Origin of the sequence: Streptomyces sp. NPDC018045 (assembly GCF_044327445.1) — a bacterium.
Classification (GTDB): Bacteria; Actinomycetota; Actinomycetes; order Streptomycetales; family Streptomycetaceae; genus Streptomyces.
The window spans coordinates 287,333-311,824 of the sequence record NZ_JBIRFL010000004.1 but is presented as its reverse complement, the minus strand read 5'-3'; the positions used below and the strand labels follow the sequence as shown (position 1 = coordinate 311,824).

Annotated in this window: 17 protein-coding genes; 8 read left to right on the top strand and 9 right to left on the bottom strand. The window is 73.5% G+C overall.

Translation table 11 applies throughout. The features are described from left to right. Positions 1-8: 8 nt before the first annotated feature. Positions 9-434 (bottom strand): SgcJ/EcaC family oxidoreductase, encoded by a 426-nt coding sequence (locus tag ACH4EB_RS12305; protein WP_398347346.1) that lies wholly within the window; start codon positions 432-434, stop codon positions 9-11. A 230-nt stretch (positions 435-664) separates the two neighbouring features. On the opposite strand from ACH4EB_RS12305, the gene ACH4EB_RS12300 reads away from it, so the two are divergent. From ACH4EB_RS12300 to ACH4EB_RS12285, 4 genes are all read left to right on the top strand, one after another. Beyond that, positions 665-1,846 (top strand): acyl-CoA dehydrogenase family protein, encoded by a 1,182-nt coding sequence (locus ACH4EB_RS12300; protein WP_398347345.1) that lies wholly within the window; start codon positions 665-667, stop codon positions 1,844-1,846. Between the two features lie 43 nt (positions 1,847-1,889). Further along, entirely contained in the window at positions 1,890-3,164 is a 1,275-nt protein-coding gene (locus tag ACH4EB_RS12295) for a cytochrome P450 (protein ID WP_398347344.1), read from the top strand. Positions 3,165-3,195: 31 nt separating this feature from the next. Continuing rightward, positions 3,196-4,212: an alcohol dehydrogenase catalytic domain-containing protein gene (locus ACH4EB_RS12290; RefSeq protein ID WP_398347343.1), complete on the top strand. Its 1,017-nt coding sequence runs from the start codon at positions 3,196-3,198 to the stop codon at positions 4,210-4,212. Positions 4,213-4,348: 136 nt separating this feature from the next. Further along, the gene (locus tag ACH4EB_RS12285) at positions 4,349-5,947 is read left to right on the top strand and encodes an MFS transporter (RefSeq protein ID WP_398347342.1); all 1,599 of its coding nucleotides are present in this window, start codon (positions 4,349-4,351) and stop codon (positions 5,945-5,947) included. A 185-nt stretch (positions 5,948-6,132) separates the two neighbouring features. On the opposite strand, the gene ACH4EB_RS12280 is transcribed toward ACH4EB_RS12285, so the two are convergent. From ACH4EB_RS12280 to ACH4EB_RS12245, 8 genes are all read right to left on the bottom strand, one after another. After that, positions 6,133-6,927 (bottom strand): DUF2306 domain-containing protein, encoded by a 795-nt coding sequence (locus ACH4EB_RS12280; RefSeq protein ID WP_398347341.1) that lies wholly within the window; start codon positions 6,925-6,927, stop codon positions 6,133-6,135. 76 nt (positions 6,928-7,003) lie between these two features. Beyond that, positions 7,004-7,777 carry an SDR family oxidoreductase gene (locus ACH4EB_RS12275; protein ID WP_398347340.1) on the bottom strand — a complete coding sequence of 258 codons (774 nt, stop codon included), beginning with the start codon at positions 7,775-7,777 and terminating at the stop codon, positions 7,004-7,006. Between the two features lie 47 nt (positions 7,778-7,824). Then, a complete protein-coding gene (locus ACH4EB_RS12270; RefSeq protein ID WP_398347339.1) occupies positions 7,825-9,348 on the bottom strand; it encodes an FAD-binding oxidoreductase in 1,524 nt (507 codons plus the stop codon). 82 nt (positions 9,349-9,430) lie between these two features. After that, on the bottom strand, positions 9,431-10,960 hold the full coding sequence (locus ACH4EB_RS12265) for a class I SAM-dependent methyltransferase (RefSeq protein ID WP_398347338.1): 1,530 nt from the start codon (positions 10,958-10,960) through the stop codon (positions 9,431-9,433). Next, positions 10,953-11,810 carry a hypothetical protein gene (locus ACH4EB_RS12260; RefSeq protein ID WP_398347337.1) on the bottom strand — a complete coding sequence of 286 codons (858 nt, stop codon included), beginning with the start codon at positions 11,808-11,810 and terminating at the stop codon, positions 10,953-10,955. Before ACH4EB_RS12260 ends, ACH4EB_RS12265 begins: the two co-directional genes overlap by 8 nt. After that, positions 11,807-12,883, bottom strand: coding sequence for a 4-hydroxyphenylpyruvate dioxygenase (hppD, locus tag ACH4EB_RS12255; protein WP_398347336.1), 1,077 nt, complete (start codon positions 12,881-12,883; stop codon positions 11,807-11,809). The genes ACH4EB_RS12260 and hppD overlap by 4 nt, the downstream gene beginning before the upstream one ends. Continuing rightward, positions 12,880-13,104 (bottom strand): MbtH family protein, encoded by a 225-nt coding sequence (locus ACH4EB_RS12250; RefSeq protein WP_398347335.1) that lies wholly within the window; start codon positions 13,102-13,104, stop codon positions 12,880-12,882. The genes hppD and ACH4EB_RS12250 overlap by 4 nt, the downstream gene beginning before the upstream one ends. A gap of 1 nt (position 13,105) precedes the next feature. Beyond that, positions 13,106-14,917 (bottom strand): amino acid adenylation domain-containing protein, encoded by a 1,812-nt coding sequence (locus ACH4EB_RS12245; RefSeq protein ID WP_398347334.1) that lies wholly within the window; start codon positions 14,915-14,917, stop codon positions 13,106-13,108. A gap of 257 nt (positions 14,918-15,174) precedes the next feature. Between ACH4EB_RS12245 and ACH4EB_RS12240 the strand changes: the two genes are divergently transcribed. The 4 genes from ACH4EB_RS12240 (at position 15,175) to ACH4EB_RS12225 (ending at position 24,492) form a co-directional block, all read left to right on the top strand. Further along, the gene (locus ACH4EB_RS12240) at positions 15,175-17,157 is read left to right on the top strand and encodes a CRTAC1 family protein (RefSeq protein WP_398347333.1); all 1,983 of its coding nucleotides are present in this window, start codon (positions 15,175-15,177) and stop codon (positions 17,155-17,157) included. Further along, on the top strand, positions 17,154-18,119 hold the full coding sequence (locus tag ACH4EB_RS12235) for a hypothetical protein (RefSeq protein ID WP_398347332.1): 966 nt from the start codon (positions 17,154-17,156) through the stop codon (positions 18,117-18,119). Before ACH4EB_RS12240 ends, ACH4EB_RS12235 begins: the two co-directional genes overlap by 4 nt. Before the next feature lie 71 nt (positions 18,120-18,190). Beyond that, the gene (locus ACH4EB_RS12230) at positions 18,191-24,016 is read left to right on the top strand and encodes an SDR family NAD(P)-dependent oxidoreductase (protein WP_398347616.1); all 5,826 of its coding nucleotides are present in this window, start codon (positions 18,191-18,193) and stop codon (positions 24,014-24,016) included. Then, complete coding sequence (locus ACH4EB_RS12225) at positions 24,013-24,492, top strand: acyl-CoA thioesterase (protein ID WP_398347331.1); 480 nt, start codon at positions 24,013-24,015, stop codon at positions 24,490-24,492. The genes ACH4EB_RS12230 and ACH4EB_RS12225 overlap by 4 nt, the downstream gene beginning before the upstream one ends.

The following is a 24,492-nucleotide window of genomic DNA, read 5'->3' as shown; positions in this document are numbered from 1 at the left end:
CGGCCGGGTCAGGACCGCGCGGTGACGGCCGGGGTGTTCTGGTACGCGGCGATGAGCCAGTCACCGGCGTGCCGCACCAGAACCCAGGTGGCGTGGATGGCGTTCTCCTCCGGCAGCGCGGTCGCGCCGGGCGGGATGACGCCGCCGCGCGTCGTCAGTACGGCGACGTCACCGCTCAGCACCCGCACGTCGACCGGGTCGCCGGTCACCCGGGTGCCCTTGAAGGGGCCGGCGAACGCCCCGGTCATGAACGAGCCGATGGCCCGGCGTCCGGTCAGGAACGTCCCGGGAAGGACGAGGGTGGCGTCCTCGGTGAAGGCGTCCGCGAACGCTTCGCCGTCGTTCTGCTGCCACGCGGCGACGATGCGCCCGGGTACGGCGCGCACGTCCGCGAGCACGTTCCCCGCGTTCTGCTCCGTGGAATCAGCGGCCATTTTCTCTTCCTTTCCTCGGTAATCCGACGGACGGGTGGAAGATTCGCACGGGCCGAAGTGCCGGGGCATCTCCCGTATTGCGCCCCGGATTTACCGGGACACCGGCCGGGTGTCGCAACCCCGAAGATGCCGCAGGAATACGGCGGTAGCACTGTTGGCGGTGACAAGGGCACCGTGGCGCCGGGCCGCGGAAGGCCCTGACCGACGCGACTATTCCGACGGAGTATCCGATGACTGTCACTGCTGTCCCGACCGGGGCGGAACTCGTTGGCCGTGCCGCGGAGCTGGTCCCGCAGCTCCGGAGCCACGCGCTGTGGATGGAGGAGAACCGCAGGATTCACGACGACGTGCTGGGCGCGCTGTCCGACTCCGGGCTGCTCCGCATGCGCGTATCGCATCGGTACGGCGGATTCGAGTCCGATATGCGGACGACGGTCGGGGTGATTTCCGAACTCGCCCGTGGAGACGCCTCCGTCGCCTGGACGACAGCGGTTTATGCCATCAGCACCTGGATGGCCGGCCTGTTCCCGGACGAGGTGCAGGACGAGATCTTCGCCGATCCGGCCGTCCGGATCAGCGGAATTCTGAGCCCCACCGTGCGGGCCGTCCCCGCACCGGGCGGCGTCGTGCTCAACGGCCGGTGGACGTTCAACAGCGGAGCACTGCACAGCTCGTGGAACACCAACGCCGCCGTGCTGGTCGGCGCGGACCGGCAGCCACAGCCGATCATGGTGGCCGTTCCGCTCGACGACCTGACCGTCGTCGATGACTGGCACACCAGCGGCCTGCGCGGGTCGGGGAGCGTCTCCACGGTGGCCGAGGACGTCTTCGTCCCGGACGCACGCGTGCTGCACATGGGCCCCGTGCTCGCCGGACAGCACGGTTCGGCGCGCAACGCCGGCCGCCCCGTGTGGCGCGCGCCGTTCATGCCGACCGCGTGCGCGACGGTGGGCGCCCCGGCCCTCGGCATGGCGAAGGCGGCGCGGGAGTTCTTCATGGAGCGGCTGCCCGGACGGAAGATCAGCTACACGGACTACGAGAGCCAGCGCGAGGCACCGCTGACGCACCTGCAACTCGCCGAGGCGGCCCTGCGGACCGACGAAGCCGCGTTCCACGCCTTCCGCGCCGCCGACCTGCTCGACTCCAAGTCGGCGGCGGGCGAGACCTGGACGCCGGAGGAGCGCGCGCGGGTACGCCTCGACCTCGGGTCGGTGTGCCGGCGTTCCCAGGAGGCGGTCGGGATCCTGAGTTCGGCGAGCGGCGGCTCGTCCGTCTACACGGACGTCCCCATCCAGCGGATCGAGCGTGACATACGGACGATGAGCCGCCACGCGATCATCCACCCGGACACGAACCTGGAGCTGTACGGGCGCGTCCTGGCCGGCCTGGACCCCAACACGCTCTACATCTGACCCCCGGCCGTCCGCGGCCCACCCACGCCGCCAGGAGGAACCCATGGCAGACCGCGCCCCCGTGGTGATCGACCCCAGCGGTCGGGACATCCACGCCGAGGCCGCCCGGATCCGCGCACACGGGCCGGTGACCCGTATCGCACTCCCCGGCGGCCTCGCCGCCTGGTCCGTGGCGGGCCACGAGGAGGCCCGCCGCGCCCTCGCCGACCACCGCTTCTCCAAGGACCCCCGCAAGCACTGGCCGCCGCTCGCCGAGGGCGAGGTCGCGGCGGACTTCCCGCTCATCGGGTGGATTCTCATGGACAATCTGACGACCGCGCACGGTGACGACCACCACCGCCTGCGCAAGCTGATCGCCAAGGCGTTCACCCCGCGCCGCGTCGAAGCCATGCGCGCCGGCGTGCGGGCGGCGACGGCCGAGCTGTTGGACGCCCTGGCCGGCGCCGCCCCCGGCGAGGTGGTCGACCTCAAGGCGCGCTTCGCCCACCCCCTGCCGGCCCGCGTCATCTGTGACCTGTTCGGCGTCGCTCCCGGGGACCGGGCCCGCCTGCTCCGCGGCGGTGAGGTGAACGTCGACACCACGGTGGACGCGGCGGAGGCGGCGGCGAACGTCGAACGGTGGCACCGGGACATGCAGGAGTTCGTCGACGCCAAACGGCGGGCGCCCGGCGACGACCTGACGAGCGACCTGATCGCGGCGCGGGACGAAACGGCCCGGCTCAGCGACTCCGAGCTGGTCGGCACGCTGCACCTGCTGCTGGCCACCGGGACGGAACCGGTGATGAACCTGATCGCGAACGCGGTGCGCGCGCTGCTCACCGACCCGGAGCAACTGCGCCTCGTCCGGCAGGGGCGCGTGACCTGGGAGGACGTGATCGAGGAGACCCTGCGGGCCGAGGCGCCGGTCGCCCACCTGCCGTTCAGGTTCGCCACCGAGGACGTCGAACTCGGCGGGGTCACCATCGCCCGGGGCGATCCCGTCCTCGTCAACTTCGCGGCGGCCGGGCGCGACCCGGGCGTGCACGGCGCGTCGGCCGACGCCTTCGACGCCGCCCGGAAGGACAAGACCCACCTGTCCTTCGGCCACGGCATCTACCGCTGCATCGGCATGCCCCTGGCCCGGATGGAGGCGCGCATCGCCCTGTCGGCGCTATTCGAACGCTTCCCGGACCTCACGCTGGCCGTCGCCCCCGAGGAGCTCGAACCGCAGGTCACCTTCATCATGAACGGCGTCCTGCGCCTTCCGGTCCGGCTGTCGGCCACCCGGCACCGGGGACGTCCCGGCGGCCGCGGCGAAACGCCGGTGACGCCCCGGTGACCGCGGCGACATCAGAGAGGCGGAGACGAACATGAAAGCAGCGGTGATCCCGTATCCCGGTGCCCCGTGGGAACTGCGCGAGGTCCCCACCCCGAGGCCCGGTCCGGGCCAGGTCCTGGTCAGGGTCCGCGCCTGCGGGCTCTGCCACAACGACGTCTGGCTGTCGCGGGGCGTCTTCGACTTCCCGGCGCTGAGCCCGGCGGTCATCGGCCACGAGGCGGTGGGCGAGGTGGTCGAGACGGGGCCCGGGGCCGACAGCAGAAGGCCCGGGGACCGCGTGGGCGTGACCTGGATCCAGGGCACCTGCGGCCGGTGCGCGTCCTGTCGGCGGGGCGCGCCGCTCTCCGGCCGGGCCGGAATGGCCTGCGAGCGGCCGGCCCTGACCGGCATGACCGCGCCGGGCGGGCACGCGGAGTACGTGGTGGCGAACGCGGCGGGAACCGTGCTGATCCCGGACGGGATCGACGATGTGCAGGCGGCCCCGATGCTGTGTGCCGGATACACGGCGTGGAGCGCTCTGGCCGCCGCGGCCCCGGCCCCGTCGGAGCGCCTCGCGGTCCTGGGGATCGGCGGCCTGGGGCATCTGGCCCTCCAGTTCTCCCGGGCCGGCGGCTTCGAGACGGTGGCGGTCACCCGTTCCCCGGACAAGCACGACATGGCACGCCGGCTGGGGGCCGACCACGTCGTCGGCGACGGGAGCGGGCTGCGCGACCTCGGCGGGGCGGACGTCGTGCTGGTCACCGGCACCTCGTACCGGGCCGCCTCGGACGCCCTCCAGGGGCTGCGGGTGGACGGACGGCTCGTGCTCGCCACGATCGACCCCGTCGACTCCTTCACGATCGGGCCCGACGCACCGCTGTGGGCCCGGCGGCAGCGCGTGATCGGGGCGAGCCACGACGGGCCCCCTCTGCTCGCGGAGGCGCTCCGGCTCGCCGCCGCGGGGAAGGTGGCCCCGGTCGTCGAGACGTTCCCGGCCGAGCGGATCAACGAGGCCGTCGACCGGGTGGAGAAGGGGAGCGTCCGGTTCCGGGCGGTCGTGACCTACTGAGCACGGGGCGCCGGGCCTCCGGCAATTCCCGGGGGCCGGGACGTCGAGACCGCGCGAGCTGTTCCGACCCTGTTCCGAAGGGCGCGGCGAAAGCGCCCCCATCAGCCGCAACCGGGAAGGAACTGCAATGGAAAGCATGGCCGGAGGGCCCCCCGCGAAGGCGGGTCGCAAGGAATGGATCGGCCTCGCGGTCCTGGCCCTGCCGACCCTGTTGGTGTCCCTCGACGTGTTCGTCATGCTCCTCGCGCTGCCGAAGCTCAGCACCACCCTGCACGCCAGCGGCGTCGAGCAGCTCTGGATCACCGACATCTACGGGTTCATGCTCGCCGGTTTCCTGATCACCATGGGCACCCTGGGCGACCGGATCGGGCGGCGGAAACTGCTGCTCATCGGGGCCACGGCCTTCGGCGTGGCCTCCCTGGTGTCCGCGTACTCCGCCAACCCGGCGATGCTGATCGCCGCCCGCGCGCTGCTCGGCATCGCCGGCGCCACCCTGGCGCCGTCGACGCTGTCGCTGATCAGCACGATGTTCACCGACGCCAAGCAGCGGGGCACGGCCATCGGCATCTGGATGATGTGCTTCTCCGGAGGCGCCATCATCGGGCCGATCGTCGGTGGCGCGATGCTGGACAGCTTCTGGTGGGGCTCGGTGTTCCTGCTCGGGGTACCCGCGATGGTGCTGCTGCTCGTCCTCGGGCCGGTGCTGCTGCCGGAGTACCGCAACCCGGACGCCGGGCGCCTCGACCCGCTCAGCGTCGCCGAGTCCCTGGCCGCCATCATCCCCATCGTCTACGGGCTGAAGGAGATCTCGAACAACGGCTGGCAGCCGTGGCCGGTCGCGGCCGTCGTCGTCGGGCTCGTGGTCGCCGTCTTCTTCGTACGCCGACAGCGGCGGCTCACCCACCCGCTCCTCGACCTGCGGCTGTTCGCGAACCGCTCCTTCAGCACGGCGCTCGGCGGCATGCTCTTCGGCACGATGCTGACGGGCGTCATCATGCTCTTCGTCACCCAGGACCTGGAACTCGCGCACGGCCTGACACCGCTGCAGGCCGGCGTCTGGATGCTCCCCGCGGTGATCACCAACACCATCAGCTTCGGGGTGTCCCCCCTCGTGGCACGGCGCATCCGCCCGGCCTACGTCATCGGCGGCGGCCTGCTGATCTCGGTGGCCGGGCTGCTCGTGATGGCCTTCATGAGCGCGAACGACGACCCCTGGGTGCTGATCCTCGGCTTCGCCCTGGTCTTCCTCGGGGCCGGACCGATGGTCACCCTCGGCGCCGGCCTGGTCATCGGGTCCGCGCCGCCCGAGAAGGCCGGATCGGCCGCGGCCATCAACGAGACGAGCGGCCAGTTCGGCTTCGCCTTCGGCATCGCGGCCCTCGGCACCCTCGCCATCTCGGTCTACCGTGGCGCGATCGCCGACAAGCTGCCCCAGGGGCTTCCCGAGGACGTCGCGACCGCCGCCCGCGACACCCTGTCGGGCGCTCTGACGGCGGCCGACCGTCTCGCCGGCGGGCTGGGGGCGGAGGTGGCGGACGCGGCACGCACGGCCTTCGTCGGCGGCCTGAACACCGTGGCCGCCGTGTGCGCCGGTGTGCTCGTGATCGTGGCGGCCCTGGTGGCGGTGCTGCTCCGGCACGTGCCGCCGACGGGGCAGGTCACGCAGGACGGCGGGCCCGGCGAGCAGGCCGGCCCGGCGGACGCGGCGGAGGAACGCGTCCCGGCAGCGGACTGATCCCGCTGCGCGGCCGGGCGGCGCGCCCGACGGGACCGCCGCTCGCACCACCGGGACGACGGAGCCCGCGGTCCGCCGGACCGCGGGCTCCCTGCCGCAGGGCGGTGCCGGCCGGCAGGCGACACGGCGCCGGTCACCGGCCCGCACGAGCTGGTGACCGGCACCGTCCTCGGTGTGCCCCGCCCCTACGACGGCCGGGCGCCGGCCCGCCCGGGCCCGCCGCGGTCCGGAAGACCGGCCCGCCCGGCCCGCCCGGCCCCGCGGCCGTCCGGAAGACCGGCGGGCGGGGCGCTCCGCTGGAGCCACCAGTGGGCGACCAGCAGGTTGATGATCCAGCCGAGCCACGAGGAGATTTCGAGCAGCGGGAACACGTCGATCCGGAAGCCCGGGATGTAGGTCATGGCCTCGGAGAGCACCCGGCCCCACGACGTGCCGAGGGCCAGGGCGAAGCTGTAGACCATCCACCGCCGGTGGTCGTGGAAGCGGCCCTGCCGGGCGCGGACATACCCCGCCACCGTGGTGGCGATCCAGAGGACCGCCATCGTCGCCAGGCCGATCCCGCCCGACGGGGCCTTCGAGAAGGGCAGCAGCACGAGCGCGAGGAGGGCGCCGGGCAGCGCGGCGGCGAAGACGTAGAGCCGGCCGCTGATCCGGTGGACGCGCGGGTGGACGCGCCGTAAACCGGGCAGCAGTTGCAGGAAGACGGTGACCATGGACAGGTTCCCGAGCACCACGTGGGTGACCAGCACCCCGTAGTGCTCGGGGAACCCCTGGTCGAGCGGGATCCGCGCCTGGTGCGGGTCCCCCGTCGCGTACCGCGGGAAGGCGTGCAGCAAGTTGAAGACCACGAGCACGGCCGCGCCGACGAGCCAGGCGCGGCGCGCCACACGGCGCGATGTGGCGCCCGGCGTGGCGGCGGCGCGGTCCGGTGGCGCCTCGTCCGGGCCCGCGGGCGCGGGCCGACCAGCACTGCGTATCACGATCAGCTCCGAAGTCGTCGTCCTGTGGTGGTCGTGCGGGAAGCCGCCTCCCGGGAGCGGGCCGGGTGGCGGGTCATCAGTGATGGAACTCGCCGGCGTTGACGTCCAGGCACTGGCCCGTGACGGCGCGGGCGGCGGGCGAGGCGAGGAAGAGCACCGCGTCGGCGACCTCGTCCGGTTCGGGCAGCCGGCGGAGGTCGAGGGTCTCGGCGACCTCGTCGTACACCTGCTGCGCCGTCACCCCCCGCTGCGCCGCGGCGTGGCCGAAGCCCTCCCGCAGCGCGTCGGCCCAAATGTAGCCCGGGGCGACGGTGTTGACCCGGATTCCGCGGGGCCCCAGCTCCGCCGCCAGGCTCCGCGCGGCGGACAGAAGGGCGGCCTTGGCCATCCGGTAGGCGCCGAATCCGGGCCGGGAGTGCCGTATGACCGCGGAATTGATCATCACGACCGAGCCGCGGGACTCGGCGAGGGCCGGGGCGCAGAGGCGGGTGAGCCGCAGGGCCGCGATGACGTTCGTCTCGAACCCGGCCCGGATGTCGTCCGGTTCGGCGTCGCCCAGCTCCACCAGCGGCGGAGCCGCGAAAGCGTTGTGGATCAGGACGTCCACCCGCCCGAAGGCCCTGGTGGCCGTCTCGACGAGGTGCGCGGCCGAGGACTCGTCGGTGATGTCGGTCGGTACGGCGAGCGCGCGCCGGCCGTTCGCCTCGATCTCCGCGGCGACCTCGGCCAGCCTCGTCCCGGTGCGTGCCGCCAGGACGACGTCCGCACCGGACCGGGCCGCGCGCAAGGCGATGGCCCGGCCCAGCCCGGGCCCGACTCCTGAGACGATGACGGTACGGTCCTCGAACATGGTGCTCCTCCGTGGGGTCGGCGCGGGGCGGTTACGGCGGCGGGCGCTCACGCGGGCAGGCGGACCGACAGGGCGTGCCGGAACACGTCGCGCGGGTCGTAGCGCCGCTTGACCGCTTGCAGACGGGGGTAGTTGTCCTTGAAGTACAGGTCGTGCCACGGAACGCCGGAGGTGTTCCAGGCCGGGTCGGCCAGGTCGACGTCGGGGTAGCCGATGTAGGAGCCGTCGGCGGTGTCGCCGGGGACGGGCACGCCGCCGGTGTCGGCGTACATCTCCCGGTAGAACGCCCGGACCCAGGCGATGTTGGCGGCGTCCTGCCGCTCCGACTGCCAGACTCCGGTGCTGTACGACGCCTTGAGGATGGAGTCGCGCTGGGCGGTCGCGGTCGCGTCGGACGGCACGGTGTTGACCCGGCCGCCGAAGCCGGTCAGGACGAGGCACCCCGAGGGCGTGGGGCAGTCCTGCGCGCCGAGGAAGCAGTGCAGGACGTCGAGCTGCCGCTCGGTGAACCCCCGCCGCAGGTACCCGGCCTTGTTCTTGTAGCGTCCGCGCGGATCGCTGGGCCAGTCGTACGAGGGCATCCACGCACTCCACCACGGTACGACGTCCAGCTCGTCCGCCACCGGGGCGACTCCGACGCCGTCGGTGATCCGGGCGAACTGCTCCGCCAGCAGCGCGGCCGAGCCCGGCGTGTCGTCGTCGAGTACGGCGGTCATGCCGAAGGCCCCCGAACTCCGGTGCGGCACGATGAGGTTGTTCCACAGGTTCGCCGCCGGTGAGTCCGGGTCCGTGTGATCCTCGTACCAGCCGCAGTAGTTGCGGAGCAGCGTGGTGAAGGAACCCTCCGTCATCCCGTCCCAGGGCCAGGTGACGACGCGTCGGCGCATCCGGGTGGGCGCGGCCGGCAGCAGGGACGCGGGGTCGCCGCCCGGATCACGCCCCGGAGTGCGGAGCCAGTAGCGGGTGATCACGCCGAAGCTTCCGCCGCCGCCCCCCGTGTGCGCCCACCACAGGTCCCGGTGGGGATCGTCGGCGTCCCGGGTGGCCACCACGGCCCGCGCCCGGCCGGACGCGTCGACGACCACGACCTCGATGGCGCTGAGGTGGTCGACGACCAGCCCGTCGCGGCGCGAGAGGTGGCCGTAGCCGCCGGCGGAGAAGTGACCGCCCGCCCCGACCTCCAGGCAGGTGCCGCCGGGCACGGTGACGCCCCAGAGGGTGTACAGCGTGCGGTAGACGTCACCGAGCGTCGCTCCCGCCTCGACGCCGAACGCCCGCATCCGCTCGTCGAAGCCGACGGCGTTCATGAGGGACAGGTCGAGCAGTACCCGGACGTCGGGTGAGGAGGTGAAGTCCTCGAAGCAGTGGCCGCCGCTGCGGACCGCGATGCGCTTGCCCGCCGCGACGGCCGCTTCGACGGCCGAGACCACGTCGGTGGTCGACCGGGCGAACCGGATGGCCTCGGGCCGTCCGACGAAGCGGTGGTTGTAGCTCTCGACCAGGTTGGGGTACCGCGGGTCGTCCGCGGTGACGGTGATGGGCGCGGCCGGCGCCGCTGTGCTGTCGGGCATGTTCCTCGTCTCCCTCCCATGGGCCGACCCGACGGTCGCTCATCGACCGCCGGGCCGGCATCTCGCGGATTGCCGTTCCCGGTCAGCCCGGACGCCTCGCGGTGATCATCACGAAGTTCCCGGGAGTGGACGCGTCGAGCAGGTCGAGACCGGCGTCGGTCACCCACGCCGTGATGTCGGACAGGTCGCCGAGCGGCATGCCGTCCGGGAACCCGGGGCCGCGGAAGGACCGTTGGAAGTAGCGGTCGACCGGGTCGTCGGCCGCCCGGAACGTCATCAGGGTCAACGTCCCCAGTGGCCGCAGGCACCGCGCCGCCTCGGCGACCACGGCGGCCGGATCCGGCATGGCCTGGAGGGCGTTCCAGCAGTTGACCGCGCCGAGCGAGCCGTCGTCGAACGGCAGCGACAGGGCGTCGGCGCGGACGGCGGCGGCCTCGGGCACCGCGCCCCGCAGCCGGCGCAGCATCGAGGGGTTGAGGTCCAGGGCGATCAGCCGCCGGACGCCGACCGCCTCCGCGAGCATGCCGGTCCACCGGCCGGCCCCCGCGGCGAGGTCCAGCACCGGCCCGTCCGCGGGACGGGTGTGCGCGGCGATGTAGGCGTCCTCGTCCGCCGGCGTGACGGCTCCTGACCAGTTGCCGCCCATGAGCCGCAGGAAGCCGGGCCGCAGCACCGTCTCGTAGTAGTGCCCCACGGATGCCAGGGTGGCGGCGTTGCGCAGGACGTCGGCGGGGTCGGCGTCGGCCTCGACCGGTGCCGTCAGATCCAGGATCCCGTGGCCGGCCGGATACCGCGTCGAGCAGGCCGCGCAGGTGGCGTGCCCGTCGGCGGCGGGGGACGGCCGGCCTCCGCAGCACGGGCAGCGCAGGACGGCGGCGTGCCGGCTCCAGGCAGCCGGGCCGGCCGGCGACGGGTACGGGGACGGGCGCGGCGCCCGCGCGTCGTGGACCTGTCGCGGGGTGCCGTGGCGCACGGCCCAGTGGGCGAGGGCCCCGGCGTACCCGAGGAGCATGCGGGTGTCGCCGTCGTAGGCGGCCGCGAGCCGCGCCGGGCCGAGGCCCGCGACCCACTGCCGGTCCTGCTCGCGCTCGGCGTCGGTGAGGTCCCACTCCGCCGGGGACGGCCAGACACGGCCGATGACCGCGTCCGCTCCGGCGAGGGGCCGCAGGCAGCGGCGGATCCGGGAGGAGACGTCCGCCGCGAGGCCGAGGGCGTCGACCCGGTCCAGGATCCGCTCCCGGTCCTCGGGGAAGTGGGAGACGACGTACAGCAGCGCGTGCACGAGCGGATCGTCGCCCCGGGACCTCTCCAGGAGCCGGAGGCAGGCACCGAGACCCTTGCGGACCTCGCGGTACGCGTCCGGGGCGCCGGGGCCGTCGGCTTCGGCGAGCAGGCCCAGGAGGACGAGGGCGCGGCCGAGGAGGTGCTCGGGCAGGCGCTCCAGGGCGCGCACGAGGACGGCGGCCGCTGGTGCGGCCTCCGCCGTCGCCAGCCCGTCCGCCCAGACGGCGGCCGTGAGCCGGGCGAGCGCCGGGCCGGCCGCGCGGGGGCCCGCGGTGAGGAAGGAGTGGGCCGGGGTGTCGCCGCCCCGGTGTGTCGTGGCGTCAGCCATGGTTCTCCTCGGCTTCGTTCAGCGTCTGCGCGAGGCGGTACGCGTCCTCCCGGATCCGGCCGTCCAGCAGGGGACGCTGCCCCACGTCGGAGTACCGGCGCGGGGTGCGGCCGGAGGTGCGGCGCAGGAGGGTCAGGCTGTTCTGGCGCAGCTTGTGGTCCTCGGGAAGGTTGATGAACTCGAACTCTCCGGGGCGCAGGCGCCGGCTCTCGGCGATGTAGTCCAGGACCGCCTCGCCCTCGGGATAGGTCATCAGGTAGTGCATGGCGACGACGCCGCCGTCGGGGTTGATCAGGTCCCAGCACTCCTCGAAGAAGTACAGGCAGTCCCAGGCGTCCACCCAGGCGAGGTCGATGGGCACGAGGTCGTCCGGGAGGAGCGGGACGCACGAGCGCAGGTCGGCGTTGACGATCGTCACCAGGTCTTCGAGCCCGAACTCGCCCAGCACGTCACTGACCCGGCCCGCCGAGGAGTCCGGCATGGACAGGTCGTCGACGGCGACGAGCCGCGGCTGGTAGGGGTCGAGGTAGGGGGCGGGCACGAGGAGGGCGGGTTCGGCGTCGACCCACGCGTCGTCGAGCGCGCGGCCCTTGCGTACGTACGGCGCGGTCTTGCGGGCCAGCCCGGCGGCCTCCTCCGCGATCAGCTCCTCGACCTCCGACAGCGCCCTGGCGAGGAATGGCGTCGTATATCCCATGCCGACCTCCAGCACCCGGCGGGGCCGGATGAGGTGGACCAGGTTCGCGAGCAGCGGAGCGACGGCCTCCGTGCCCATGCCCGGGACCCGCAGCCGCTCCACGGCGTCGCGGAACTCCCGGTCGCGGCCGGAGGTACGGGCGCGGAGCGTCATCGGGCGGCCCCGGGGATGCCCGCCCGCTCCGCTTCCGCCGCCCGGTACAGCGCCTTGATGTTGCCGCTGCCGAAGCTCCGTGCGCCGAGGCGCTCGATCACCTCCAGGAACAGGGTGTTCCGTGGGTGGACGGAGCGCGCGAAGATCTGGAAGAGCTGTCCGTCGTGGTCCTGGTCGACCAGGATCCGGTGCCGGCGCAGGTCGGTCTCGCGGTGGCGGGCGAGGGTGAGCCGGGAGGCGAGGCCGTCGTAGTAGGAGTCCGGCGTGCCCATGAACCGGACGCCCCGCGAGGCGAGGCCGGCGACGGTCCGCACGATGTCGTCGGTCGAGAACGCGATGTGCTGCACGCCGATGCCCCCGTGGTCCTCGACGAACGCGTCGACGTGGCTGCGCGGGAGGGCGGCGTCGGGCTCGATCAGGGTGAGGGTGACCTCGCCGGACGGGCTCTGGACGACCTCGGTGGTCATGCCCTGGCCGCCGACGGCGAGGCGCTCGGTGAAGATCAGACCGAAGCCGAGGACGTCCCGGTAGAACTCCGTGGCGGCACGTATCCGGCCCGGCGGGACACAGACGGCCATATGGTCGAGGGCGGCGAGGCCGCAGCCGCCGGGCGCCGCGGGCGTGGGCACGAGGCCCGGCAGCGTGCGCGGGTCGTGCCCCGGTGGGCGTTCGACGAAGGTGTGCACCAGGTCACCGATGCCTTCGATCGCCGCCGTCGTGACGTCTCCACGGCGCGCCGGCTCCGCCACCGGCCGGGCCCCGCGCGAGACCGCCAGGCCGAAGGCGGCACCGGCGTCGTCGACCCGGAGGGCGATGTCGGCGACCGCGTCACCGTGCCGCTCGACGAACGCGGCGGGCGCCGTGTCCGCGGCGAGCGGCTGTGAGAGCACCAGCCGGATGTCTCCGGAGCCGAGACCCACGGAGCGCACGGCGCGCGGGTGCCCGGCGTCCCGGGCGTGGACGGCGAACCCGTACCCGTCGGCCAGCCAGCGCGTCGCCGCGTCCAGGTCGGCGACCATCAACCGGACGTGGTCGAGCCCGAGGTGCTCAAGGGGGCTCCCGGTCGACGTCATGATGTTCCTCCCTTGTGGTGGTGCCGGTGCACGAGGCCGCGGGGCCGCAGGTCGGGCCAGTGGGCCGTCACGTGGTCGAGGCAGGAGCGGTAGGGGGCGGGGCCGTGCACGGTGGTCCACCCCTGCGGTACGTCGATCGTCGAGGGCCACAGCGAGTGCTGTCCCTCGTCGTTGACGAGGACCAGACAGGCACCGTCGGCGGCGGCGAACGGGTCGGTCATGTCACTCCTCCTTCCGGCCGGTCAGCAGCCGGCCGAGCTCGGCCGGTGTCGGCGTGTCGAAGAACTCGCCCACGGTCAGGTCGACACCGTGGCGTTTGCGGATGCGGCTGATCAGACGCATCGCCGACAGCGACTGACCGCCCAGGTCGAAGAAGCTGTCGTCGAGTCCGACCCGCTCGACGCCGAGCACGTCGGCGAACAGCGCGCACAGGTCCTGTTCCGTGTCGGTGGCCGGTGGCCGGTAGGCCCGTCCGCTCGTCACCACCGGTTCCGGGAGGGCCCGGCGGTCCACCTTTCCGTTGGGGGTCAGGGGCAGGCCGGGTACCGGGACGAAGACGGACGGGATCATGAAGTCCGGCACCGCACCCGTGAGATGGGCGCGCAATGCCCCGGCGTCGACGGGCTGCCCGTCGGTGACGACGTAGGCGACGAGCCGCGCGCCGGCGGGGCCCGCGTCCCGGGTCGTCACCGCGACGTGCCGGACCGAGGGATGCCCGGCCAGGACGGCCTCCACCTCACCCGGCTCGACGCGGTAGCCCGCGACCTTGACGAGGTCCCCGGCCCGGCCGACGATGTCGAGCGTCCCTTCCGGGGACAGCCGGCCCAGGTCGCCGGTGCGGTACATGCGCGTGCCGGGTGCGCCGAAGGGGTCGGCGACGAACCGCTCGGCGGTCAGGTCGGGGCGGCCGGCGTAACCGCGGGCCAGGCCGCGCCCCGCGATGTACACGTCGCCGACCTCCCCGGCGGGGACGGGCCGCAGCCGGCCGTCGAGCACGTGCACGCGCACCCCGTCCATCGGCCGTCCGACGGAGACCGACGTGCCCGCCCGGAAGGGGGCGGACATCGGGGACTGGGTGCTGAAGACCGTCGCCTCCGTGGCCCCGTACATGGCCCGGACCACCAGGCCGGGGTGCGCGTCCAGGACGGCCTGGACGGCGCCGGGCGCGATCGTGTCGCCGCCGGTGAGCACCTGCCGTACGCCGGCGAAGATCTCCGGGCTCTCCTCGGCCAGCACCCGGAACAGCCCGGCGGTGACATGGAGCCCGGTGATCCGCTCCCGTGCGATGAGCTCGCGGAGGGCCTCGGCCGTGAGGTCGCCCGGCGGCGGCACGACGATCTGCCCGCCGTGCAGGAGCGGGACCCACAGTTCGTAGGTGGAGACGTTGAAGGCGTACGGCGCCAGCATCAGCACGCGCTCGTGGTGGGACGCTTCCCAGCAACGGTCGTGAACGAGGCCCAGCACGTCCCGGTGCGCGACGGCCACGCCCTTCGGCTCGCCGGTCGACCCCGACGTGTGGATGACGTAGGCGAGCCGGTCGGGATCGGCGGGCGGCCGGGGAGGCGTGCCGGGGCGGGCCGGCGGCTCGTGGCCGGCGCCGACGACGATGGTCCGGGCCGCCGCCACGCCGCGCCGGCAGCCGGCCTCGTCGGTGAGCAGCGGCGGGCTGCCGTGGTGCGCCATGATCCGGCGCAGTCGCTCCGGGGGATGGGCGTGGTGCAACGGCACATAGTAGCCGCCCGACTTGAGCACGGCGAGGGTCGCCACGACCAGGTCGACGGAGCGCTCCATCAGCACCGCGACCGGCGTCTCCGGTTCGACCCCGGAGTCGGCCAGCAGCCGGGCGAGCCGGCCGGCCCGCTCGTCCAGTTGCCGGTAGGTCAGGCACTCGTGGGGCGCGGAGACGGCCGGCGCGTCCGGCGACCGCGCGAGCTGCGCGGCAAAACCTTCCTGAATCGAGCCGGGCCGAACGCGTTCGGCGGGGGCATCCGATTCCCGGCCCCGCGAGTTCGTCCCACAGCGGTATTCGGTCATGAACAGACCGTGTCACCGTGGGAAACCCTCCGGCATCTCGTGAATTGCGTTCGGGGCGTCCGGGATTGCGATGGGCCAACGCATTTTCCGAGAACCTTCGGACGTACCCCGCGAGTGACGATGGCGGCCGAGCACCTTTCCTGCCGCGTGCGCGCGCCTCGGGCCGGACCCGGCTGCCGGGTCCGGCGCGGCGCCGGCGAGCACGGGGACGTGGCGCGCTCGGTGAACAGCAGCCGCATTCGAGAAGGAGGACCGCCGTGGCATATCGCAGGCGGATTCGCAGAATGGTGCCGGGACTGGTGATGGTCCTGGTCGCCGCAGTGTTGTTCTTCGCCACCCGCGAGTCGGTCGCGGCGCCCGACGGTGACCGGGCCGCCGAGAAGTACGGCTTCAAGGAAATGCCCATCGCCATGCCACCGGGCTATGACCGATTGCCCAAGCACTCGGTCCGCGTCGTCAATCCGGCGTACGAGAAGATCCGTTCGTGGATCTCGTCGGTGGGGGCGAGCATCGCGATGAACGACATCACCGGCAGCGGCAGGGCCGACGGCATGTGCATCGTCGACACCCGCACCGACCGGGTGATCGTCACCCACACACCGACCGCCCCGGCCGCCGACCGCTTCACCCCGTTCCTCCTCGACCCCGCGCCGCTGCCGATGGACCGGGCCATGGCGCCCACCGGCTGCACCTTCGGCGACTTCAACGTCGACGGGCGCATGGACATCCTGGCCACCTACTGGGGCCGTACGCCGATCCTCTTCCTGGCCCGCTCCGACGGGCACCGGCCCGCGCCGAGCGCCTACACGCCCCGCGAGCTGGTGCCGTCGGAGTCCACCGACGGGAAGTACAACGGGCCACGCTGGAACACCGACACCGCGTACGTCGGTGACCTCGACGGCGAGGGCCACCCCGACATCGTCATCGGCAACTACTTCCCCGACTCCGACGTGCTCGACCCGGACGGGCTGAAGAACGTCGTGATGAACGACTCGCTCTCCAACGCCAAGAACGCCGGCGGCGACCGGGTGCTGCGCTGGACCGGCGCCACCACCGGGACCTCGCCGACCGCCTCCTACACGGAGGAACGCCAGGCGCTGCCCTACGAGGTGTCCACCGGCTGGACCCTCGCCGTCGCGGGCGCCGACCTCACCGGTGACGCCCGCCACGAGCTGTACATCGCCAACGACTTCGGCCCCGACCACCTGCTGTACAACCGCTCCGCACCGGGCCGCATCCGGCTCACCGAGGCCAAGGGCGAGCGCGACCCCGACACCGCGAAATCGTTTGTGCTCGGCAACGATTCCTTCAAGGGCATGGGGGCCGAGTTCACCGACCTCGACCACACCGGCCGTTTCGACATGGTGGTCAGCAACATCACCGCCGCATGGGGCCTGGAGGAGTCCAACTTCGTCTGGAAGAACCGGGCGAAGGACGAGAAGGACATGCGTACCGCACTCGCCTCCGGCACCGCCCCGTTCACCCAGGAGGCGGAGGATTACGGCCTGGCGTGGACCGGCTGGAACTGGGACGTGAAGACGGGCGACTTCCTCAACGACGGCAAACAGGCGGTCGTGCAGACCGACGGCTTCGTCAAGGGAAAGACCGACCGCTGGCCGTGGCTCCAGGAAATGGCCATGACCAACGACAACCTGCTCTCCAACCCGGCCATGTGGCCCAACGTGCAGCCGGGTGACGACATCGCCGGCCACGACGCCCTGGCCTTCTACGTCCGTACCGCGGGCGGGAAGTTCGCCGACGTGAGCAAGCAGCTCGGCCTCGCCGTGAAGACGCCGACCCGCGCGCTGGCCACCGGCGACACCACCGGCACCGGGCGCCTCGACTTCGCCGTCGCCCGCCAGTGGGGCCCGCCCGCGTTCTACGCCAACACCGCCCCGGAGGTCGGCGAACACCTGACGCTGCACCTGGTCCGGCCCGCCGCGGGCGCGGACGCGAAGGCCGGTGGCCTGGCCGGCGCCGGGGCCCCCGCGTACAACGCCTCCGTTCGCGTCACCACCCCCTCCGGAACCGAGATCGCCCAGCTCGACGGCGGCGGCGGACACGGCGGCTACCGCAGCTTCGACGTCAGGTTCGGACTCGGTTCCCACGACGGCCCGGTGACCGCGCACCTGAAGTGGCGCGATGCGCACGGCGGCATCCACCAGCAGACCCGACAACTCGCCCCCGGTACCCACACCCTCATGCTCACCGGTGACGCCCAGGAGGTTCCGACCCGATGACCGCAACGGTCGCTCACCCCCCGGCAGGTCAGGCACGGCAGGCCGGTACGGCGCCGCCGGCCGGCAAACCCGACGCGCGCTATCTCGCGCTCCGCAACTTCGCCGTCTCGATCAGCGCCCTGAACATCTTCGGTTACACGCTGCTCGGCTTCGAGCAGCCCTGGATCTGGCCCGTCATCGCCGTCGTGACCGGTTACGTCGTCGAGATCGCCCTCGAATCGCTGACCGGCTGGGCACACCGGCGCCCGCCGCGCTACCTCGGGCGGGGCGTACGCGGGCTGTACGAGTTCCTGCTGCCTTCCCACATCACCGCACTCGCCGTCAACATGCTCACCTACGGCAACGACCAACTGCTGCCCATCCTGTTCGGTGTGGTCGTCGGCGTCGGCGGCAAGTACGTGCTGCAGGCCCCGATCGGCGGCCGGATGCGGCACTACATGAACCCGTCCAACCTGGGCATCACGGTGACGCTGCTGTGCTTCGGCTCGTGGTTCAGCATCGCGCCGCCGTACCAGTTCACGGAGCATGCCAACACCTTCTTCCGGGTCGCCGTCCCGCTGATCATCGCGACCGCCGGCACCGTCATCAACGGGCTGCTGACGAAGCGCATCGCGCTGATCGTCGGCTGGCTCGGCGGGTTCGTGATCCAGGCGGTGATCCGCCACTTCGTCTGGGACGTCGCCGTGTACTCGGCGGTCGGGCCGATGAGCGGCGTCGCCTTCGTGCTGTTCACCAACTACATGATCAGCGACCCCGGGACGACACCCGGACGGCCCCGCGACCAGTTCCTCTTCGGCGCCGGCGTGGCGCTGGTGTACGGCGTCCTGATGGTGTTCAACGTCGTCTACACCCTGTTCTTCGCGACCACCATCGTCTGCGGCCTGCGCGGCGCCGGCTGGTGGGTCGCGCACCTGGCGCGCCGCCGCGAGCGGGCGTCCGTGACCGGGGCGGTGGCCGCGTGAACGACCGCAGAGCCCCCATCGCCGTCGTCGGCATCGCGTGCCGCTACCCCGACGCGGACACCCCCGAGCAGATGTGGCAGAACGTCCTCGCGGGGCGCCGCGCGTTCCGCCGCCTCCCCGACGAGCGGATGCGCCACGAGGACTACTACTCCAGCGACCCGGCCGCGCCCGACCGCCACTACGCGCGGAAGGCGGCCGTACTGGAAGGGTTCGCGTTCGACCGGGTGGCCCACCGCATCGCCGGGTCGACCTTCCGCGCCACGGACATGACGCACTGGCTGACGCTGGACACCGTCGCACGGGCCCTGGCGGACGCCGGGTTCCCGGGCGGGGCGGGCCTGCCTTCGCCGACCACCGGCGCCGTCATCGGCAACAGCCTCAACGGCGAGTTCAGCCGCGCCAACCAGATGCGGCTGCGGTGGCCGTACGTGCGCCGTACCGTGGCCGCCGCGCTGCGCGACCAGGGCTGGAGCGACGCCGAACTGGCCGGGTTCCTCGCGGGACTGGAGGAGCGGTACAAGGCCCCGTTCCCGCCCATCGACGAGGACAGCCTGGCGGGCGGCATGGCCAACACCATCGCCGGACGCGTCTGCAACCACTTCGATCTCGGCGGCGGCGGGTTCACCGTGGACGGGGCCTGCTCGTCCTCGCTGCTGGCGATAGCCACCGCGTGCAACGCGCTGGACTCGGGACAGATGGACGTCGCCATCGCGGGCGGCGTGGACCTCAGCATCGACCCCTTCGAGGTGGTCGGCTTCGCCAAGACCGGTGCGCTGGCCACCAGGGAGATGCGCGTCTACGACCGCGGCTCCAACGGCTTCTGGCCGGGTGAGGGGTGCGGCGTCGTGGTCCTGATGCGGAACGCCGACGCCCTCGCGCAGCAACGGTTCCGCTACGCGACGATCGCGGGCTGGGGCTGGTCCTCGGACGGCCGCGGCGGCATCACCCGGCCCGAGGCGAGCGGCCACCGCCTCGCCCTGCAACGCGCCTATCGCGCCGCCGGGTTCGGCCTGGAGACCGTCGCCTACCTGGAGGGCCACGGCACCGGCACCGCCGTGGGCGACGCCACCGAGCTGCGCGCCTTCACCGAGGCCCGGCGCGCCGCCGACCCCGACGCCCCGCCCGGCGCGATCGGCACGGTCAAGGGCAACTTCGGACACACCAAGGCGGCCGCGGGCATCGCCGGGCTCCTCAAGGCGGTGCTCGCCGTCCGCCACCAGATCATCCCGCCCGCCACCGGGCACGTCGATCCCCACCCCGAACTCACCGGCGAGCGCCCCGCGCTGCGGGTGCCGGCCGAGGCCGAGCCGTGGCCGGACGGCATGCCGGTGCGGGCCGGCGTCTCCTCCATGGGCTTCGGCGGGATCAACGCCCACGTCGTCGTCGAGCACGCCGACGGAGTGCGCCGCACCGCGCTGCCCCGGTCGGCGGTACGTCTGATGCGCTCGCGCCAGGACTGTGAGCTGCTGCTCGTCGACGCCGAGGACACCACCGAGCTGCGGGACCGACTCACCCGGCTGGCCACCCTCACCGGCCGTCTGTCCTACGCCGAACTCGGCGACCTCGGCGCGACCCTCCGAGCCGGCCTGGCCGGGCGCCGGGTCCGCGCCGCGGTCGTCGCCTCCTCGCCCGAGCAGGCCGAAGAGCGCTTGACGGACCTGCTCGCCCGCATCGACGACGGCGCCCGCCGCGTCGTCGACCCGGCCGCCGGGCTGTTCCTCGGCAGCCGGACCGGGCAGCCGCCCCGGATCGGGTTCCTCTTCCCCGGCCAGGGCGCCGGGCGCGGCGCGGACGGCGGTGCGCTCCGCCGCCGGTTCGCCACGGTGGACGACCTCTACCGCACCCAGCACCTGCCCGTCGCCGGCGATCAGACGGCCACCGAGGTCGCCCAGCCCCGCATCACCACCGCGTCCGCCGCGGGACTGCGGGTGCTCACCGCACTCGGCATCCGGGCCGCCGCGTCGGCCGGCCACAGCCTCGGCGAACTGACCGCCCTGCACTGGGCCGGGGCCATGGACGAGGCGGCACTGCTCCGGACCGCCGCGGCGCGCGGCCGGGTGATGGCCCGGGCGAGCGACGGCGGCGGCGCCATGGCCGGCGTCGCCGCCGGGCCCGAGGCCGTCGAGCCCCTGCTGGACGGCGAGCCGGTGGTGATCGCGGGATACAACGGCCCCGCCCAGACAGTGGTTTCCGGCCCGGCGGAAGCCGTCGACCGGGTCTGCGGGCGGGCCGCCGGGCGGGGGCTGGACACCCAGCGGATCAACGTCTCGCACGCGTTCCACTCGCCCGCCGTCGCCCCCGCCGCGCGCGCCTTCGCCGCACACCTGGCGAAGGAGGAGTTCGCCCCGCTCACCGGGCGGGTGTTCTCCACCGTCACCGGGGCGCCGCTCGACCGGTCCGCCGAAGCCGCCGACCTCATGACCCGTCAGGTGCTCGCGCCGGTCCGCTTCACCGAGGCGGTCTCGGGCCTCGCCGCCGAAAGCGACCTGCTGCTGGAGGTGGGGCCCGGCCGCATCCTGTCCGGTCTCGCCGCCGAGACCGTCGGCGTCCCCGTCATCCCTCTGGACGCGGGCGGCCCGAGCCTGGCCGGCCTCTTCCAGGCCGCCGCCGCGGCCTGGGTGCTCGGCGCGCCGGTGCGGCACGAGGCCCTGTTCGAGGACCGGTTCACCCGGCCCCTGCCGCTCGACAAGGAGTTCCGGTTCCTCGCCAGCCCGTGTGAGTCGGCGCCCGAGGACGACGTCCCGCTCGCCGTGACCGCCGGGGCACCGGCCCAGTCCGGGCCGGCCGAGGAGCCCGTGGATTCCCCCTCGCCCGCCGCCGGTGGGCCGACGGGCAGCCTGGAGGTTCTGCTGCGGCTCGCCGCCCAGCGCGCCGAACTGCCGCCGGAGGCCGTCTCCCCGGACACCAACCCGCTGGACGAGCTGCACCTCAGCTCCATCACCGTCGGCCAGATCATGAACGAGGCCGTCCGTGAACTGGGCATCGACACCCCCGTGACCACCTCGGCCTTCGCCACCGCCACGCTGGCGGAACTGGCCGAGATGCTCGACGGGCTGTCCGGCACCGCGCTCCCCGGCGACGCCGGCCGCCGGCCCGCCGCGGAGGGCGTCGCGCCCTGGGTGCGCGCCTTCGCCGTCGACCGCGTCCCGGCCGAACCCGGCCGGCCCTGCGGGGCGTCGGGCGAGGGCACGTGGACGGTCTTCGGAAGCGAGGGCCACCCGCTGGCCGAGCCGCTCGCCGAGGCGCTGCGCGCTGCCGGGCTCGGCGGCGGAGTGCTGCTCTGCCTGCCGCCGGACTGTGCCGAGGAGCACGCCGGGCTGATGCTCGCCGCGGCGCGTACCGCGCTCGCCTCCGCCACCCGGTTCGTCGCCGTCGGCGACCGGCGCGGTCCGGCGGCCCTTGCCAAGACCCTTCACCTGGAGGCCCCGTCCATCGCCGTCACCGCCGTCACCCTGCCGATGGCGGACGCTGCCGCCGAGCTGATTCCCCGCCTCGTCGCCGACGTGGCGGCCACGTCGGAGTTCAGCGAGGTGCACTACGACGGGGACGGCACCCGACGCGTACCGGTGCTGCGTGCCCTGCCGCCTGCCGCGGCGGCTCCGGGGCCGCTGCCGCTGGGCACCGGCGACGTCCTCCTCGTCACCGGCGGCGGCAAGGGCATCACCGCCGAGTGCGCGCTCTCCCTGGCCCGGGAGACGGGGTGCGCGGTCGGCCTGCTGGGCCGCTCCGCACCCGAGGCGGACGACGAACTCGCCGCCAACCTCGCCCGGATGGCCGCCGCCGGAATCCCCTTCCGCTACGTCCGCGCCGACGTCACCTCCCCGGAGGAGGTCGAGGCGGCCGTGCGGGAGGTCCGTGCGGCTCTCGGGCCGGTCACCGCTGTGCTGCACGGCGCGGGCCGCAACGAGCCGCGCGCGCTGACCGCCCTCGACGAACCGTCGTTCCGCCGGACGCTGGCCGTCAAGCTCGCCGGGCTGGAGGCGGTGCTGGCCGCCGTCGAGCCGGGCGACCTGCGGCTGCTCGTGGCGTTCGGCAGCATCATCGGCCGGGCGGGCCTGCGCGGTGAGGCCGACTACGCCACCGCCAACGACTGGCTCACCGAACTGGTCGGCCGGGTGCGGGCGGACCTGCCGGGATGCCGGTGTCTGACGCTGGAGTGGTCCGTGTGGTCCGGGGCCGGGATGGGGGAGCGGCTGGGCGTGCTCGAATCGCTGGTCCGCGAGGGCATCGATCCGGTCCCCGCCGACGAGGGCATCGCGATGCTGCGGAGCCTGCTCGCCGATCCGGACACCCCGGCTTCCGTCGTCGTCATGGGCCGCGCCGGTGGCCTGCCGACGATCGCTTTCGAACTGCCGGAGCCGCGGCTGCTGAGATTCACCGACCGGGTCCGGGCCCACTACCCGGGCGTCGAACTCGTCGCCGACTCCGTGCTGTCCGCCACCACCGATCCCTACCTCACCGACCACCTCCTCGACGGCACCCTGCTGTTCCCGGCGGTGCTCGGCATGGAGGCGATGGCGCAGGCCGGGGCGGCGCTCACCGGCCGCACGTGGCCGCCGGTGCTGGAGGACGCCGAGTTCCTGCGCCCGGTCGCGGTCCCTTCGGAGGGCGAGACGACCATCCGGGTGGCCGTGCTGGTCACCGGCCCCGACACCGTCCGCGCGGTGATCCGCAGCGAGGAGACCGACTTCCGCGCCGACCACTTCCGTGCGGTGCTGCGGTACGGGAACAGGCCGCCGCACGGCCGCGCGGGCGACGACGCGGGCGACCGGCCGGAACCGGTACGCGCACCGCACCACGGCACCCCGGACGCCGGTGGGGCCGTGCCCGCGCCGCTCGTCGATCCCGCCCGGGACATGTACGGCAGCGTCCTCTTCCAGGGCGACCGCTTCCGGCGGCTGACGGGTTACCGGCACTTCGCGGCGAAGGAGTGCACCGCCGAGATCTCCACGGCCGCCACCGCACCGTGGTTCGCCGGGTTCCTCCCGTCGCAGCTCGTGCTCGCCGACCCCGGTACGCGGGACGCGCTGATGCACTCCCTCCAGGCGTGCGTTCCCGACGCCACCCTGCTGCCCGTCGGCGTCGAGCGGCTGCACCTCGCCGACCCGGCCGCGGTGCGTGCCGCCGGCACCGCCGTCCTGCACGCCGCGGAGCGCTCACGTGACGGGGACACCTACGTGTACGACCTCGACGTGCGCGCCGCCGACGGCGCTCCGCTGGAGCGCTGGGAGGGCCTGGTACTCAAGGCCGTCCGCAGGACGAACGGCTCCGGCCCGTGGCTTCCCGCCCTGCTCGGCCCCTACCTGGAACGCCGGACCGAAACCCTGCTCCCGGCCCCGCTGCGCGTCGCCGTCCGCCCGGACGGCGACGGAGCGGAGGGCGGCACGGCGGAGCGCCGCGCACGTACCGCGCGCGCACTCGGCCAGGCGCTGGGCCGGCCGGTGCTGCTGCGCCACCGCCCCGACGGGCAGCCGGAGGTGGACGGGGGCCCTGCCGTCTCGGCCTCGCACGGCGCCGGCGTCACCCTCGCCGTGGCGGCGGGGCCGGGGGCCCGGGCAGTCGGCTGTGACGTGCAGGCGGTCGAGGAACGCGCCGCGGGGGAGTGGTCCGGGCTGCTGGGTGACAGCGGCTGGGCGCTGGCCCGGCTGCTCGCCGCCGAACGCGGTGAGGAGCTGTCGGTCGCGGCGACCCGGGTATGGGGTGCCGTCGAGTGTCTGCGCAAGAACGGCCACGCCCGGGTGGAACTCGTCGCCGACGGCGCGCCCGCGGCGGACGGCTGGGCGGTGCTGCGGGCCGGCGACGCCCGGATCGCCACCGTCCCCGTGCACCTCGGGACGGCCGGCACCGGGCGGCCGTCGGTGTTCGCCCTCATGTCGACGGGAGAGGACCCCCGATGAACGGAGCGCGTGCGGTACGCCCCTACTACGAACTGCGCCACCTGGTGGGCTTCGAGGAGACCAACCTGGTCGGCAACGTCTACTACGTCAACTACGTCCGCTGGCAGGGACGGTGCCGTGAGATGTTCCTGCGCGAGCAGGCCCCGGAGGTCCTGGAGGACATCCGAGGGGACCTCAAGCTGTTCACGCTCTCCGTGGGCTGCGAGTTCTTCTCCGAGATCACGGCGTTCGACGAACTGTCGATCCGGATGCGCCTGACCGACCTGACCCAGACGCAGCTCGGCTTCGCCTTCGACTACGTCCGCATCCGCGCGGACGTCCCGGGCGACCTGGTGGCCCGGGGCAGCCAGCGGGTGGCCTGCATGCGCGGCCCGAACACCGACACACGCCCCACCAAGGTGCCGGAGGCACTGCGCCGCGCGCTGGAACCGTACGCGGACCCGGCACCACAAGGCGCGACGGCCGACGGGAGGTGA